This window comes from Ramlibacter sp. PS3R-8 (genome assembly GCF_037572435.1).
In the GTDB taxonomy this organism is placed as follows: domain Bacteria; phylum Pseudomonadota; class Gammaproteobacteria; order Burkholderiales; family Burkholderiaceae_C; genus Ramlibacter.
In genome coordinates, this window is record NZ_JBBHGT010000003.1 from 199,035 (window position 1) to 212,629 (window position 13,595).

Sequence of the window (13,595 nt, forward strand, 5' to 3'; positions counted from 1 at the left end):
CATGCATGCCCTGCGCAAATGGTTGCTGGCGGGGCTGCTCGTCATCGTGCCGGTGGCCATCACGATGGCCGTCCTGCGCTGGATCATCGACACCCTGGACCAGACGCTGCTGATCCTGCCCGAGGCCTGGCAACCGGACCGGTTGATCGGCTTCCACATCCCCGGCTTCGGCGTGCTGCTCACGCTGGCCATCCTGTTGATCGTCGGCGCCGTCGCCAGCAACTTCGTCGGCAAGAAGCTGGTGGGCCTGGGTGACCGCATCGTCTCGCGCATCCCGGTGGTGCGGTCCATCTACTCCAGCGTCAAGCAGGTGTCCGACACCATCTTCTCCGAGAGCGGCAATGCCTTCCGCACCGCGGTGCTGGTGCAGTGGCCGCGCCCCGACGTCTGGACCATCGCCTTCGTCACCGGCACGCCCGGCGGCGACGTCGTGAACCACCTGCACGGCGAGGACTACGTCAGCGTCTATGTGCCAACCACGCCCAACCCCACGGGCGGCTACTTCGTGATGCTGCGCAAGCGCGACTGCATCGAACTCAGGATGAGCGTGGACGACGCGCTCAAGTACGTCGTCTCGATGGGCGTCGTCTCTCCCCAGAAGACGGGCGTGCCTCCCCCCAAGACGATCGCGCGCTGAAGGCGCGCGTTTTCCCCCGAAGGTTTTCCCATGTCCCAGCAAATGCGCACGACCTATTGCGGTCTTGTCACCGAAGCCCTGATGGGCCAGACCGTTTCCCTGTGCGGGTGGGTCAACCGCCGGCGCGACCATGGCGGCGTGATCTTCGTCGACCTGCGTGACCGCGAAGGCTACGTGCAGGTGGTCTGCGACCCCGACCGCGCCGAGATGTTCAAGGTGGCCGAAGGCCTGCGCAACGAGTTCTGCGTGCAGGTCAAGGGACTGGTGCGCGCGCGCCCCGAAGGCACGACCAACGACAACCTGAAGAGCGGCAAGGTCGAAGTGCTGTGCCACGAACTGGTGGTGCTGAACCCTTCCGTGACGCCCCCGTTCCAGCTGGACGACGACAACCTGTCGGAGACCACGCGCCTGATGCACCGCGTGCTGGACCTGCGCCGGCCGTACATGCAGAACAACCTGATGCTGCGCTACAAGGTGACGATGGAGGTGCGCAAGTTCCTCGACGCCAACGGCTTCATCGACATCGAGACGCCGATGCTCACCAAGTCCACGCCGGAAGGCGCGCGCGACTACCTGGTGCCTTCGCGCGTGCACGACGGCATGTTCTTCGCCCTGCCGCAGTCGCCACAATTGTTCAAGCAGCTGCTGATGGTGTCCGGCTTCGACCGTTACTACCAGATCACCAAGTGCTTCCGTGACGAAGACCTGCGCGCCGACCGCCAGCCCGAATTCACCCAGATCGACGTCGAGACCTCCTTCCTGACCGAGGAGGAGATCCGCACGATGTTCGAGGGGATGATCCGCACCACCTTCAAGAACGTGATCGGCACCGAGCTGCCGCCCTTCCCGGTGATGAAGCACGCCGAGGCCATGCGCCTGTACGGCTCCGACAAGCCGGACCTGCGGGTGAAGCTGGAATTCACGGACCTCACCGACGTGATGAAGGATGTGGACTTCAAGGTGTTCTCGGCCCCCGCCAACGCCGAAGACGGCCGCGTGGTCGGGCTGCGCGTGCCCGCGGGCAGCGGCATGAGCCGGGGCGAGATCGACGGCTACACCGAGTTCGTCAAGATCTACGGCGCCAAGGGGCTGGCGTGGGTGAAGGTCAACGACGTGGCGGCGGGACGCGAGGGCCTGCAGTCGCCGATCGTGAAGAACATCCACGATGCGGCGATCGCGGAAATCCTCAAGCGCACCGGTGCGCAGAACGGCGACCTCATCTTCTTCGGCGCCGACAAGGCCAAGGTGGTGAACGACGCCATCGGCGCGCTGCGCGTGAAGGTGGGGCACAGCCCGTTCGGCAAGGCCAACGGCCTGCTGGAAGGGCAGTGGAAGCCGCTGTGGGTGGTGGACTTCCCGATGTTCGAGTTCGACGAGGAGGGCCAGCGCTGGAACGCGGTGCACCACCCGTTCACCTCGCCCAAGGATGGCCACGAAGACTGGCTGGAGACGGATCCGGGCCGCTGCCTGGCCAAGGCCTATGACGCGGTGCTCAACGGCATCGAGCTCGGTGGCGGCTCGGTGCGGATCCATCGCGAGGAAGTGCAGAGCAAGGTGTTCCGCGCTCTGAAGATCGACGAGGAAGAGGCCAAGCTGAAGTTCGGCTTCCTGCTGGACGCCCTGCAGTACGGCGCGCCCCCGCACGGCGGCATCGCCATCGGCCTGGACCGCTTCGTCATGCTGATGACGGGCGCGGAGTCCCTGCGCGACGTGATCGCCTTCCCCAAGACCCAGCGCGCGCAGGACCTGCTGACCCAGGCGCCGGGGCCGGTGGACGAGAAGCAGTTGCGGGAACTGCATATCCGGTTGCGGAATCCGACGGCGGTTTGATTTGTCATCCCCGCGGAGGCGGGGACCCAGGGCTCCCAAAGAAAGCGGCCGCGGCCGCTTTTTTCAATGCGGGAGCCCTGGGTTCCCGCCTGCGCGGGAATGACGGGTCATTCTTGAAGCGAGATGACCCGGGAACCGTAGGCCGGGTTCGGCGACGCCGACCCCGGCATGCCCCGATCGCCGGGGTCCGCCTGCTGCGGAACCCGGCCTACGGGCAGCAGCGCGGAATGGCGATAAGCTGGCAGCCAATGCTCCAGCGCCCTTTCAAGATCCCCCTCTCCGTCCTCGTCGTCATCCACACGCCCGCACTGGACGTGTTGCTGATCAACCGGGCCGACACCCCCGGACACTGGCAATCGGTGACGGGGTCGAAGGACCGCGAGGACGAGCCGTTCGAGGAGACGGCGGCGCGCGAAGTGATGGAGGAAACCGGCATCGACTGCGCCAGCGGGCGGCTGGCCGACTGGAACCTCGAGAACGTCTACGACATCTACCCGCACTACCTGCACCGCTACGCACCGGGCATCCTGCGCAACCGCGAGCACGTGTTCGGCCTGGAGGTGCCTGCCGGCGCGCCGGTCACGCTGAACCCGCGCGAACACACGGCTTACCAGTGGTTGCCTTACCGGCAGGCCGCGGAGGCATGCTTCTCGCCCTCCAACGCCGAGGCGATCCTGATGCTGCCAAAATTCAAGTAAATGCCCCTGCTTCGCATCGCAACCTACAACATCCACAAGGGCGTGCAAGGCCTGGGGCCGGTGCGCCGGCTGGAGATCCACAACCTCGGCCATGCGGTGGAGCAGCTGGATGCGGACATCGTGTGCCTGCAGGAGGTGCGCAAGCTGCACCGCCGCGAGGAGCGTTACTTCACCCGCTGGCCCGAGCTGCCGCAGGCCGAGTTCCTGTGCCCCGAGGGCTACTTCCCCGTCTACCAGACCAATGCGAAGACCAAGCACGGCGAGCACGGCAACGCCTTGCTCTCGCGCTGGCCGATCGTGTCGCAAGGCCACGAGGACATGTCGGACCACCGCTTCGAGCAGCGCGGCTTGCTGCACGTGCAGGTGCAGGTGGGTCGCCGCACCGTCCATGTCCTCGTCCTCCACCTGGGCCTGATCGCCTCCAGCCGGCTGCGCCAGATCGAGCAGGTCGGCTCGTACATCCAGCGCGAGATTCCGCGCACGGCGCCCGTGGTGGTGGCGGGCGACTTCAACGACTGGGGCGCCAAGCTGCGGCCGGCCATGAACAAGCTGGGGCTGGAGGACTTCGTGGGTGCGCGCGCGAACACGTATCCGTCGCGGCTGCCGCTGACGCAACTGGACTACGTCTACGCCCGCGGCCTCAAGCCGTCCGGCCTGGAGGTTCCGCGCGGACGCATCTGGTGGCGCATGTCGGACCACCTCCCGCTGATCGCGCAGTTCAAGATCTGAAGTCCCGATGGCGCACCGCATCCCACCACTGCGCGGCGGTCACCACTTGCAGCTGCTGGAGGGAAGCGGCGAGCTGTTCCCCTCCATGGTGTCCACGATCGACGGGGCGCTGCGCGAGGTGCGGATGGAAACGTACATCTTCGACTTCCACGGCAGCGGCGTCGAGGTGGCCTATGCGCTGGAGCGGGCGGCCCGCCGCGGCGTCACGGTGCAGGTCGTGGTGGACGGCGTCGGCTCCGACGACCTGCCGCCGGCGTCGGTGCAGCGCCTGAGACTGGCCGGCGTGCACTGGCATGTGTACTCGCCCCCCGGGCCGCTGGGGCTGCTGTGGCCGGGCCAGTGGCGTCGCCTGCACCGCAAGCTGTGCGTGGTGGACGGCGCGGTGGGCTACTGCGGCGGCATCAACATCCTGGACGACTTGCACGATCCCAACCATGGCGCGCTGCAAGCGCCCCGCTTCGACTTCGCCGTGCGCGTCACCGGGCCGCTGGTGACAGGCATGCAGGAGACCATGGAGAAGCTGTGGCGGCGCATCGAGGCCGTGCGGCACCTGCGGTCGGCGCACCTGGCCGGCGGGCTCGTTTCATTGCGGGCGTCGGGCACCCGCGCTGCGATGCCGCCGCCCAAGGTGTCGAGCCATGGCCTGCCGCGCGCCAGGGCCGCCCTGCTCCTGCGGGACAACTTTCGCAACCGCACGGACATCGAGCGCGCCTACCTGCGCGCCATCGGCCGGGCGCGCGACGAGATCATCATCGCCAACGCCTACTTCGTGCCCGGCGGGCGCATGCGGCGTGCCCTGGAGATGGCGGCCCGGCGCGGCGTGCGGGTGCACCTGCTGCTGCAGGGACGCTATGAATACTTCATGCAGTACTACGCCTCGCGGCCGGTGTTCGGCGCCCTGTTGCGGGCAGGCGTGGAGATCACGGAGTACGAGCCCAGCTTCCTGCACGCCAAGGTCGCCGTGGTCGACGGCCAGTGGGCGACCGTGGGTTCGTCCAACCTGGATCCGCTGTCGCTGCTGCTGGCGCGCGAGGCCAACCTGGTCGTGGAAGACAAGGCGTTCGCGCGGCGGCTGCGCGATCGCCTGATGCATGCAGTGGAGCACGACGGCAGCCGCATGGAGGCGAAGGCGTACGAGAGCCGCTCGCGCGCCACCCGCGCGAAGGAACGGCTGGCGCTTGTGGTGGTGCGCCTGGCGCTGGCGATCCAGGGGAAGAAATACCTTTGAGTGACCTGATCGTGCAGCGGCCCGAGGGCCTGTACTGCCCGCCCGGCGATTTCTACATCGACCCGTGGCGGCCGGTGGCGCGCGCGGTGATCACGCACGCGCACTCCGACCATGCCCGCTACGGCAGCGGCCACTACCTGGCATCCGCGCCGGCCGAAGGCGTGCTGCGCACGCGGCTGGGCGAGATCGACCTGCAGACCTTGCCGTATGGCGAGCGCATCCAGCACCACGGCGTCACCCTGTCGCTGCATCCGGCCGGCCACGTGCTCGGCTCGGCGCAGGTGCGGCTGGAACACGGCGGCCAGGTCTGGGTGGCCAGCGGCGACTACAAGGTGGCGCCGGACCCCACCTGCGACCCCTTCGAGCCGGTGCGCTGCGACGTCTTCATCACCGAGTCGACCTTCGGCCTGCCGATCTACCGCTGGTGCCCGGACGAGGAACTGTTCGCCGACATCAACAACTGGTGGGCGCGCAACGTCGCCCACGGCCGCGCCAGCGTGCTGTGCTGCTACAGCTTCGGCAAGGCCCAGCGGGTGCTGAGCGGCGTCGATCCATCGATCGGTCCGATCATCGTGCATGGCGCCGTGCGGCCGCTGAACGAGGCCTACCGCGCCGCCGGCGTGGCACTGCCCGAGACGCGGATGGTGACCGAAGTGCAGGACAAGGCAGACCTGCGCCGCTGCCTTGTGGTGTGCCCGCCCGGCGCGGCCGCCAGTCCCTGGCTGCGACGCTTCGGTGATGCGCAAACCGCGTTCGCCAGCGGCTGGATGCAGGTGCGGGGCAACCGCCGCCGCGGCGGCTACGACCGCGGCTTCGTGCTGTCCGACCACGCCGACTGGCCCGGGCTGCTGCAGGCGATCGACGCCACCGGCGCGCAGCGCGTGATCGTCACGCACGGCAGCTCCGACTCCATGGTGCGCTACCTGTGCGACCGCGGACTGCAGGCGGCGTCTTTCGAAACCGAGTACGGCGATGACGCGGTGGAGGCGGACCTGCAGGCCGGGCAGGAGGGCGCGGCGTGAAGCGCTTCGCCCGCTTGTTCAGCGAGCTCGACGCGACGACTTCCACCAACGAGAAGGTGGAGGCGCTCACCCGCTACTTCGACGAAGCGCCGCCGCGCGACGCCGCGTGGGCCGTGTACTTTCTCGCCGGCGGCAAGCCGCGCCAGGTGGTGAAGACCGCATCCCTCGTCGCGCTGGCCTGCCACATGGCGCAGATCGAGGACTGGCTGTTCGACGAGTGCTACCAGCAGGTCGGGGACATGGCCGAGACCATCGCACTGGTGCTGCCGCGCGGTGACGAACCGTCCGACGTGGGGCTGGCTGCGTGGGTGGAAGAGCGCCTGCTGCCCTTGCGCGGCCTGCCGGAAGACGTGGTCGCGCAACGCGTGGCCGGCTACTGGCAGGAGCTGGACACGCTGGGCCGCTTCCTGCTGATCAAGCTGGTGGGCGGCGGTTTTCGCGTCGGCGTGAGCAAGCTGCTGGTGCAGCGGGCCCTGGCCACGCACGCGGGCATCGACGCCAAGCGCGTCGCGCAGCGGATGATGGGTTACACCGATGGCAAGGCGCTGCCGTCGCCGGAGCGCTACGAGGCGCTGATCGCGAAAGCGGAAGAGGGCGTGCCGGAACAGCGCGACGAAGGGCAGCCCTATCCCTTCTTCCTGGCGCACCAGCTCGACTTGCCCCCGGAGCTGTTCACGCCCCGCCTCGGACCCGTCACGGACTGGCTGGTGGAATGGAAGTACGACGGCATCCGCGGCCAGGTGGTCCGGCGGCACGGCAAGGTGTGGGTCTGGTCGCGCGGCGAGGAGCTGGTGACCGAGCGCTTTCCCGAGATCGTGGCGCTGGCGCAGGAGCTGCCGGATGGCACCGTCATCGACGGCGAGATCCTGGTGTGGAAGGACACGCCCGATCCCGGGACCGGCGAGATCGCCGGCCGGCCCGCGCCTTTCGCGTTGCTGCAGCAGCGCATCGGCCGCAAGAACCTGACGAAGAAGATCCTGGCCGAGGCGCCGGTGAGCTTCATGGCGTACGACCTGCTGGAGCAGGGCGGCGAGGACGTGCGCGGCCTGTCGCAGCGCGAACGCCGCGCGCGGCTGGAGGCGCTGCTGGCGGGCACGCGTTTTCGCATTTCGCCGGTCGAGACGGCGACGTCGTGGCGCGAATTCGCACAGCGCCGCGCGCAGTCGCGCGACCGCGGCGTCGAGGGCTTCATGCTCAAGCGGCAGGACGCGGCGTATGGCACCGGGCGTACCAAGGCGGAAGGCTTGTGGTGGAAGTGGAAGATCGAGCCGATGACGGTGGACTGCGTGCTGGTCTATGCGCAGGCGGGGCATGGGCGTCGGTCTTCGGTCTACACCGACTACACCTTCGCGGTCTGGAGCCGGCCGCCCGAGAGCAAGGAAGAGGCCGACGCCGTGCTGGCCGCCATTGCGCGCAAGGAGCCGGCGCAGCCGGGGGCGTTGCAGCTGGTGGCTTTCGCCAAGGCCTATTCAGGCCTGACCGACGAGGAGTTCCGGCAGGTCGATGCGATCATCCGCAAGAACACCATCGAGAAGTTCGGGCCGGTGCGCAGCGTCAAGCCGAGCCTGGTGTTCGAGCTGGGCTTCGAAGGCATCAACCGCAGCCCGCGTCACAAGAGCGGCATCGCGGTGCGCTTCCCCCGGATGTTGCGCATCCGTCACGACAAGCCGGTTCATGAGGCGGATTCGCTGGAGCAGTTGGAGACGTTGCTCAAGCTCTGAGGTTGGAAAACGGACAGCCGGACGCAGAAGGCGCAGAAGTTACGCAGAAGTTCGCAGAAAAAGCCAAAAAGGGTTTTGGATGTCCTTTTGCGTCTTCTGCGTAACTTCTGCGTCTTCTGCGTCCTTTCCCCGCTCCCTGACCCCGTTTTCCCCCCAGTGTTACAGTCCCAAATGCTCATGAAAGCCGACCCGTCCAGCCAGCTGACGCCTGCCCTTCCCGACGAGGGAAAGCCGATGTCCGTGAAGATCCGCGAGCGCGTCCTCGCTGCGCGCAAGCGGTTTCATTCCAATGACAACATCGCCGATTTCATCGAACCCGGCGACATGGAAGCGCTGCTCGACGAAGTCGAAACCAAGATGCAGGCCGTGCTGGACAGCATGGTCATCGACACCACCAACGACCACAACACCGGCGACACCGCCCGGCGTGTGGCCAAGATGTACCTCAACGAGGTGTTCCGCGGCCGCTACGTCAAGCCGCCCACGATCACCGAGTTCCCGAATGCGGAGCACCTCAACGAGCTGATGATCGTCGGCCCGATCACCGTGCGCTCCGCCTGCAGCCACCACCTCTGCCCCGTCATCGGCAAGCTGTGGATCGGCGTCATGCCCAACGAGCACACCAACGTGATCGGCCTGTCCAAGTACGCGCGCCTGGCCGAATGGATCATGGGCCGCCCGCAGATCCAGGAAGAGGCCGTCGTGCAGCTGGCCGACCTGATCATGGAAAAGACCCAGCCCGATGGCCTGGCCATCGTGATGGAAGCGCGCCACTACTGCATGGCCTGGCGCGGCGTGAAGGACCTGGACAGCAAGATGATCAACTCGGTGATGCGCGGCGCGTTCCTGAAGAACTCCGACCTGCGCCGCGAGTTCCTCGCGCTGCTCCCCCAGAAGGATTGAGATGTTGGTCCGCCTCCTTTATTGCAGCCGTTCGGTGGACACCTCCCCCGAGGCGATCGAATCGATCCTGTCGCAATCGCGCCAGCACAACCCGGTCTCCGGCATCACCGGCATCCTGTGCTACGGCGGCGGCATCTTCCTGCAGTGCATCGAAGGCGGCCGCATGCAGGTGAGCGACCTGTTCGGCAGCATCCAGAAGGACCCGCGGCACAAGGACGTCGCGCTGCTGTACTTCGAGGAGATCCTCGAGCGGCGCTTCGGCGGCTGGAGCATGGGCCAGGTCAACATCACCAAGCTGAACCACTCGGTGCTGTTGAAGTACTCCGAGAAGGCCGAGCTCGACCCCTACGCGATCCCCGGCAAGGTTTCGCTGTCGCTGCTGGAAGACCTGGCGGCCACCGCCGCCATCTGCGGCCGCAGCTGAAGCCCGCCGCCGCATGCCTGCCGGCGCGCTGGCCCTGGTGCTGCTCGCCGGCCTGATCCACGCCTGCTGGAACATCGCGGCCAAGAAGGCGGGCGGCGACATCCGTTTCGCCTTTTTCACGACCGCGATCGTCATCGTGGCCTGGGGTCCGCTCGGGCTGTGGCTGGCATGGCGCCACGTCCCGGGCTGGGGCGCCACCGAGTGGACATTGGTGGCGGCCAGCGCCCTGCTGCATTGCGGCTATTACCTCTTCCTGCTGCGCGGCTACCGCAAGGCCGACCTGACCGTCGTCTATCCGCTCGCGCGCGGGTCAGGTCCGTTGTTGTCGTCGATGGCGGCAGTCCTGCTGCTGGGCGAACAGATCTCCGCGCTCGGTGCGTTCGGCATCGCCGGTGTCGTGGGCGGAGTCTTCCTGGTGGCGGGCGGGCCGGCGCTGTGGCACCGCAGCCATGAACCGGAAGCGCGCCGCCGCCTGCGCAAGGGCATGGTGTACGGCTTGCTCACCGGGGCCTTCATCGCCGCGTACACCGTGGTCGATGGCTACGCGGTGAAGATCGTGCTGATCTCGCCCATCCTGGTCGACTACATGGGCGCGGTGCTGCGAATCTTCGTGCTGGCGCCCTCGGTGGCGCGCGATCTGCCGACGGCCCGCAGCCATTGGCGGGTGCAATGGAAGTACGCGCTGTTCGTCGCCATCGTGAGCCCGGTCTCCTACGTGCTGGTGCTCTATGCGATGCAGTCCGCGCCGCTGTCGCACGTCGCGCCCGCGCGCGAAGTGTCGATGCTGTTCGCCGCGTTGATCGGCGGGCAGCTGCTGGGCGAGGGCGATCGCTGGCTGCGGCTGGTGGGCGCGGCCTGCATCGCCGCGGGCGTGATGGCCCTCGCAGTGGGCTGACACGATGATCCTCGTCGGATGCGATTTCTCCAGCTCGCCGACGCGGCGCAAGCCGATCGTGCTGGCGATCGGCGTCGCCGCCGGCAATCGCGTGCAGCTCACGCGCATCGAGAACATCGAGACGCTGGCTGCCTTCGGTGACTGGCTGCGCCAGCCGCAGGCCTGGATCGCCGGCTTCGACTTTCCCTTCGGCCTGCCGCGCGAGCTGGTGGAGCACCTGGGCTGGCCGACGACATGGCGTGAGTGCATGCAGCACTACGCCAGCCTCACGCGGCCGCAGATCCGCGAAACCTTCGCGGCCTACACCGCGGCGCGTCCTGTGGGTGGCAAGTTCGCGCACCGTCGCTTCGACAAGCTCGCGGGCTCCAGCCCGTCGATGAAGTGGGTCAACCCGCCCGTGGCCTACATGCTGCATGCGGCGGTCCCCTTGCTGCTCGAAGCGGGCGTGCACATTCCCGGCCTGCACGACGGCGACCGGCAGCGCATCGCGCTGGAGGCGTACCCGGGCCTGCTGGCGCGCGAGCTGATCGGCCGGCGCAGCTACAAGAGCGACGACAAGGCCAAACAGGATGCCGATCGCCTGATCGCGCGCAAGGATGTGATCACCGCGCTCGAGCAGGGCCGCACACGCCTGGGGCTGCGGCTGAAAGTGACGCACGCGCAGCACGACGCGCTGGTGGAGGACGCCAGCGGCGACCGGCTCGATGCGGTGCTCTGCCTGGTGCAGGCGGCCTGGGCCGCGCGCCATGGCGCCCCAGCCTACGGGCTGCCCGCCGACCTCGACCCGCTGGAAGGCTGGATCGTCAGCGCTTGAGCGCTTCGTCTTTCAGGCGCTGGCGCAGCTCGGTCTTGAGCACCTTGCCGTAGTTGTTCTTGGGCAGTGCTTCCACCATGACATAGCGCTTGGGCCGCTTGAAGCGCGCGATGTGCTCCAGGCACACGGCATCCAGCTCCCCGGTGTCCACCACCCGTCCCGGCTGCGGCACGACGAAGGCCACCACCACCTCGCCCCATTCGGGATCCGGCGCGCCGACCACCGACACCTCCGCCACGCCGGGCGCCAGCAGCAGCACTTCCTCCACTTCGCGCGGATAGATGTTGGAGCCGCCGCTGATCACCAGGTCCTTGCTGCGGTCCTTCAGCGTGAGGAAGCCGTCCGCGTCCATGCTGCCCAAGTCCCCGGTGAACAGCCAGCCATCGCGCACGGCAGCCGCGGTTGCCTCGGCGTCGCGCCAATAGCCCGCCATCACGGTGTCACCGCGCACCAGCACTTCGCCCACTTCGCCGGTGGGCAGGGCGCGGCCTTCGGCGTCGGCCACGCGCACTTCCACCGGCGTCTGCGCCACGCCGACCGAGGCCAGCCGTTCGGCATGGCGCGGGTGCGCGCTGTCCATGAGGGCGGCCCGCGACAGCGCCGTCGCCACCATCGGCGTTTCACCCTGGCCGTAGATCTGCACGAAGCGCGGGCCCAGCACGCGCAGGGCGTGCTTGATGTCTTCCACGTACATCGGCGCGCCGCCGTACACGATGGTCTTGAAAGCCGCGCCGTCGAGGCCGTGTGCCTCGGCATGGTCCACCAGGCGCTTGACGATGGTGGGCGCGGCGAACATCGACAGCGGGCCGATGCCCCGGCCGAGGGCGAACAGCTCCGCCGGATCGAAGCCGCCGGAGGCGGGCACCACGTGGCGCGCACCGGCCATGACGTGCGGGATGGCGTAGATGCCGGCGCCGTGCGACATGGGCGCGGCGTAGACGATGGCGTCCGTGGGCGCGATCGAGTCGACGTCGACGAAGTAGGTCAGGCCCATCGTCATCAGGTTGCGATGGGTGAGCATCACGCCCTTGGGGCGGCCGGTGGTGCCACTGGTGTAGAACACCCAGGCCAGGTCATCCGTGCCACGCGCTTCCAGCGGCGCCTGGCCGCCGGTGCACAGTGCGGCGTACTCGGGGCCTTCGACATCGATGCAGCGACCCGGCAGCTGCAGGCCCGTGCCGACGTCGGTGGTGATGAAGGCCCAGCGGGCCTGCGAGTGCTCCACGATCCACTGCGCCTCGCGCAAGTGCAGCTTGGCATTCACCGGCACCACGGCGAGGCCCGCCCACCAGCAGCCGTACATCAGTTCGAGGTAGGCCGGGTGATTGCGCATGAACAGCACGACCCGGTCACCGGGGGCCAGGCCTTGCGACCGCAAGGCACCGGCCAGGCATGCGACGCGGGCAGCCAGCGCGCCGTAGTCGTGGCGCAGCTGGTCGCCCTCGTACAGTGCCGGCCGGCCGGGCTCGGCCAGGGCGATGCGGCGCAATGTGTTTGCCAGGTTCATCGGTCGGTTCCGTGGATGAGCCGCATTGTCGCCCCCAATTTCCGCGCCGGTCGGCTAGGCTGTGATGCTGCCACGAGGAGTTGCCATGAGCGAGTTCAAGCCTTCCGACGTGACGCCGCCCGAGGTCCGCAAGGGCCAATGGGCAGGCATGCATCCGCGCGACGTGTTCCGCGAACGGTTTCGCACCCACTTCTTCGATCCGGCGTTCCGCGCCGAGGACGAGGCGATCTCCCGTCTCGAGGAGATCGCGTGGAAGGCGTACATGGACGGCCGCAAGGCGCCGGTCACACGCAAGGCGGGCCCCGAATTCAAGGACCCGGAGTACGACCTGTCGGTGGAGTGGTACGAGGCGCGCAATCGGCTGATCGCCGCCCAGGCGCGCTGGGAGCAACCGGCCACGCGCTCGCGCGTGCTCGTCGTCGTGGGCTCGCCGCGCAATGACGGCACCTGTCCCGGCGAGATCTCCAAGACCTTCCGCCTGGCCCGCCTGGCGCAGGAGACGCTGCAATCGGTCGGTGTCGAAGTGGACCTGCTGGACCTGAGCCAGCTGACGTCGGACTACGACCGGCACATCCATCCCTGCAAGGGCTGCGTGTCGACCGCCATGCCCTTGTGCCACTGGCCGTGCAGCTGCTACCCGAACCACGCCACGCACCAGGTCAACGACTGGATGAACGAGATCTACGAGCGCTGGGTCTCCGCGCACGGCGTGTTGCTGGTCCTGCCGACGCACTGGTACACCGTGACCAGCCCGGTCAAGCTGATGATGGACCGGCTGGTGTGCGCGGACGGCGGCAACCCCGATCCCACGGCCACCGGCGGCAAGGATCCGGCCAAGGCGAAGCAGCTGGAGCTCGAGGGCTGGCCTTATCCCAAGCACCTGGCCGGCCGCGCCTACGGCGTGGTGGTGCACGGCGACGTCGCCGGCATCGAAGGCACGCGGCGCATGCTGTGTGACTGGTTGGACTGGATCGGCCTGGTGGACGCGGGCGCGCTCGGTCGCCTGGACCGTTATATCGGCTACTACGAGCCCTACGCCACCAGCCACGACGCGCTGGACCGCGACGAAGCGGTGCAGGACGAAGTCCGCAACGTGGCCCGCGTGCTGGCCGAAGCCGTGGGCGAATTGCGGCAGGGGCGCCTGAGCGACCCGGGGCGCACGCTCGCCCGGCCGCGGCCGAAGTGAC

At 68.1% G+C, this 13,595-nt stretch carries 13 protein-coding genes; 12 read left to right on the forward strand and 1 reads right to left on the reverse strand.

Going from position 1 to position 13,595, the window contains the following annotated elements; all coding sequences use genetic code 11:
• Position 1 precedes the first annotated feature (1 nt).
• From WG902_RS12330 to WG902_RS12380, 11 genes are all read left to right on the forward strand, one after another.
• Positions 2 to 637, forward strand: coding sequence for a DUF502 domain-containing protein (locus WG902_RS12330; RefSeq protein WP_340060382.1), 636 nt, complete (start codon positions 2 to 4; stop codon positions 635 to 637).
• A gap of 30 nt (positions 638 to 667) precedes the next feature.
• On the forward strand, positions 668 to 2,467 hold the full coding sequence (gene aspS / locus WG902_RS12335; RefSeq protein WP_340060383.1) for an aspartate--tRNA ligase: 1,800 nt from the start codon (positions 668 to 670) through the stop codon (positions 2,465 to 2,467).
• A gap of 248 nt (positions 2,468 to 2,715) precedes the next feature.
• Positions 2,716 to 3,165: a dihydroneopterin triphosphate diphosphatase gene (nudB, locus tag WG902_RS12340; RefSeq protein ID WP_340060384.1), complete on the forward strand. Its 450-nt coding sequence runs from the start codon at positions 2,716 to 2,718 to the stop codon at positions 3,163 to 3,165.
• The gene (locus WG902_RS12345; RefSeq protein WP_340060385.1) at positions 3,166 to 3,894 is read left to right on the forward strand and encodes an endonuclease/exonuclease/phosphatase family protein; all 729 of its coding nucleotides are present in this window, start codon (positions 3,166 to 3,168) and stop codon (positions 3,892 to 3,894) included.
• Between the two features lie 7 nt (positions 3,895 to 3,901).
• Positions 3,902 to 5,122: a cardiolipin synthase ClsB gene (gene clsB, locus WG902_RS12350; RefSeq protein WP_340060386.1), complete on the forward strand. Its 1,221-nt coding sequence runs from the start codon at positions 3,902 to 3,904 to the stop codon at positions 5,120 to 5,122.
• Positions 5,119 to 6,144: a ligase-associated DNA damage response exonuclease gene (locus WG902_RS12355; RefSeq protein WP_340060387.1), complete on the forward strand. Its 1,026-nt coding sequence runs from the start codon at positions 5,119 to 5,121 to the stop codon at positions 6,142 to 6,144. The genes clsB and WG902_RS12355 overlap by 4 nt, the downstream gene beginning before the upstream one ends.
• A complete protein-coding gene (locus WG902_RS12360) occupies positions 6,141 to 7,865 on the forward strand; it encodes an ATP-dependent DNA ligase (RefSeq protein WP_340060388.1) in 1,725 nt (574 codons plus the stop codon). Before WG902_RS12355 ends, WG902_RS12360 begins: the two co-directional genes overlap by 4 nt.
• A 171-nt stretch (positions 7,866 to 8,036) precedes the next feature.
• Entirely contained in the window at positions 8,037 to 8,768 is a 732-nt protein-coding gene (folE, locus tag WG902_RS12365) for a GTP cyclohydrolase I (protein ID WP_445263684.1), read from the forward strand.
• A 1-nt stretch (position 8,769) separates the two neighbouring features.
• Positions 8,770 to 9,192, forward strand: coding sequence for a BLUF domain-containing protein (locus tag WG902_RS12370; protein ID WP_340060389.1), 423 nt, complete (start codon positions 8,770 to 8,772; stop codon positions 9,190 to 9,192).
• Between the two features lie 13 nt (positions 9,193 to 9,205).
• A complete protein-coding gene (locus WG902_RS12375; protein ID WP_340060390.1) occupies positions 9,206 to 10,087 on the forward strand; it encodes a DMT family transporter in 882 nt (293 codons plus the stop codon).
• 4 nt (positions 10,088 to 10,091) lie between these two features.
• Positions 10,092 to 10,901, forward strand: coding sequence for a DUF429 domain-containing protein (locus tag WG902_RS12380; RefSeq protein ID WP_340060391.1), 810 nt, complete (start codon positions 10,092 to 10,094; stop codon positions 10,899 to 10,901).
• On the opposite strand, the gene WG902_RS12385 is transcribed toward WG902_RS12380, so the two are convergent.
• Positions 10,891 to 12,408 (reverse strand): class I adenylate-forming enzyme family protein, encoded by a 1,518-nt coding sequence (locus WG902_RS12385; RefSeq protein WP_340060392.1) that lies wholly within the window; start codon positions 12,406 to 12,408, stop codon positions 10,891 to 10,893. The genes WG902_RS12380 and WG902_RS12385 overlap by 11 nt on opposite strands.
• 85 nt (positions 12,409 to 12,493) lie before the next feature.
• Between WG902_RS12385 and WG902_RS12390 the strand changes: the two genes are divergently transcribed.
• The gene (locus WG902_RS12390; protein WP_340060393.1) at positions 12,494 to 13,594 is read left to right on the forward strand and encodes a flavodoxin family protein; all 1,101 of its coding nucleotides are present in this window, start codon (positions 12,494 to 12,496) and stop codon (positions 13,592 to 13,594) included.
• Position 13,595: the final 1 nt, after the last annotated feature.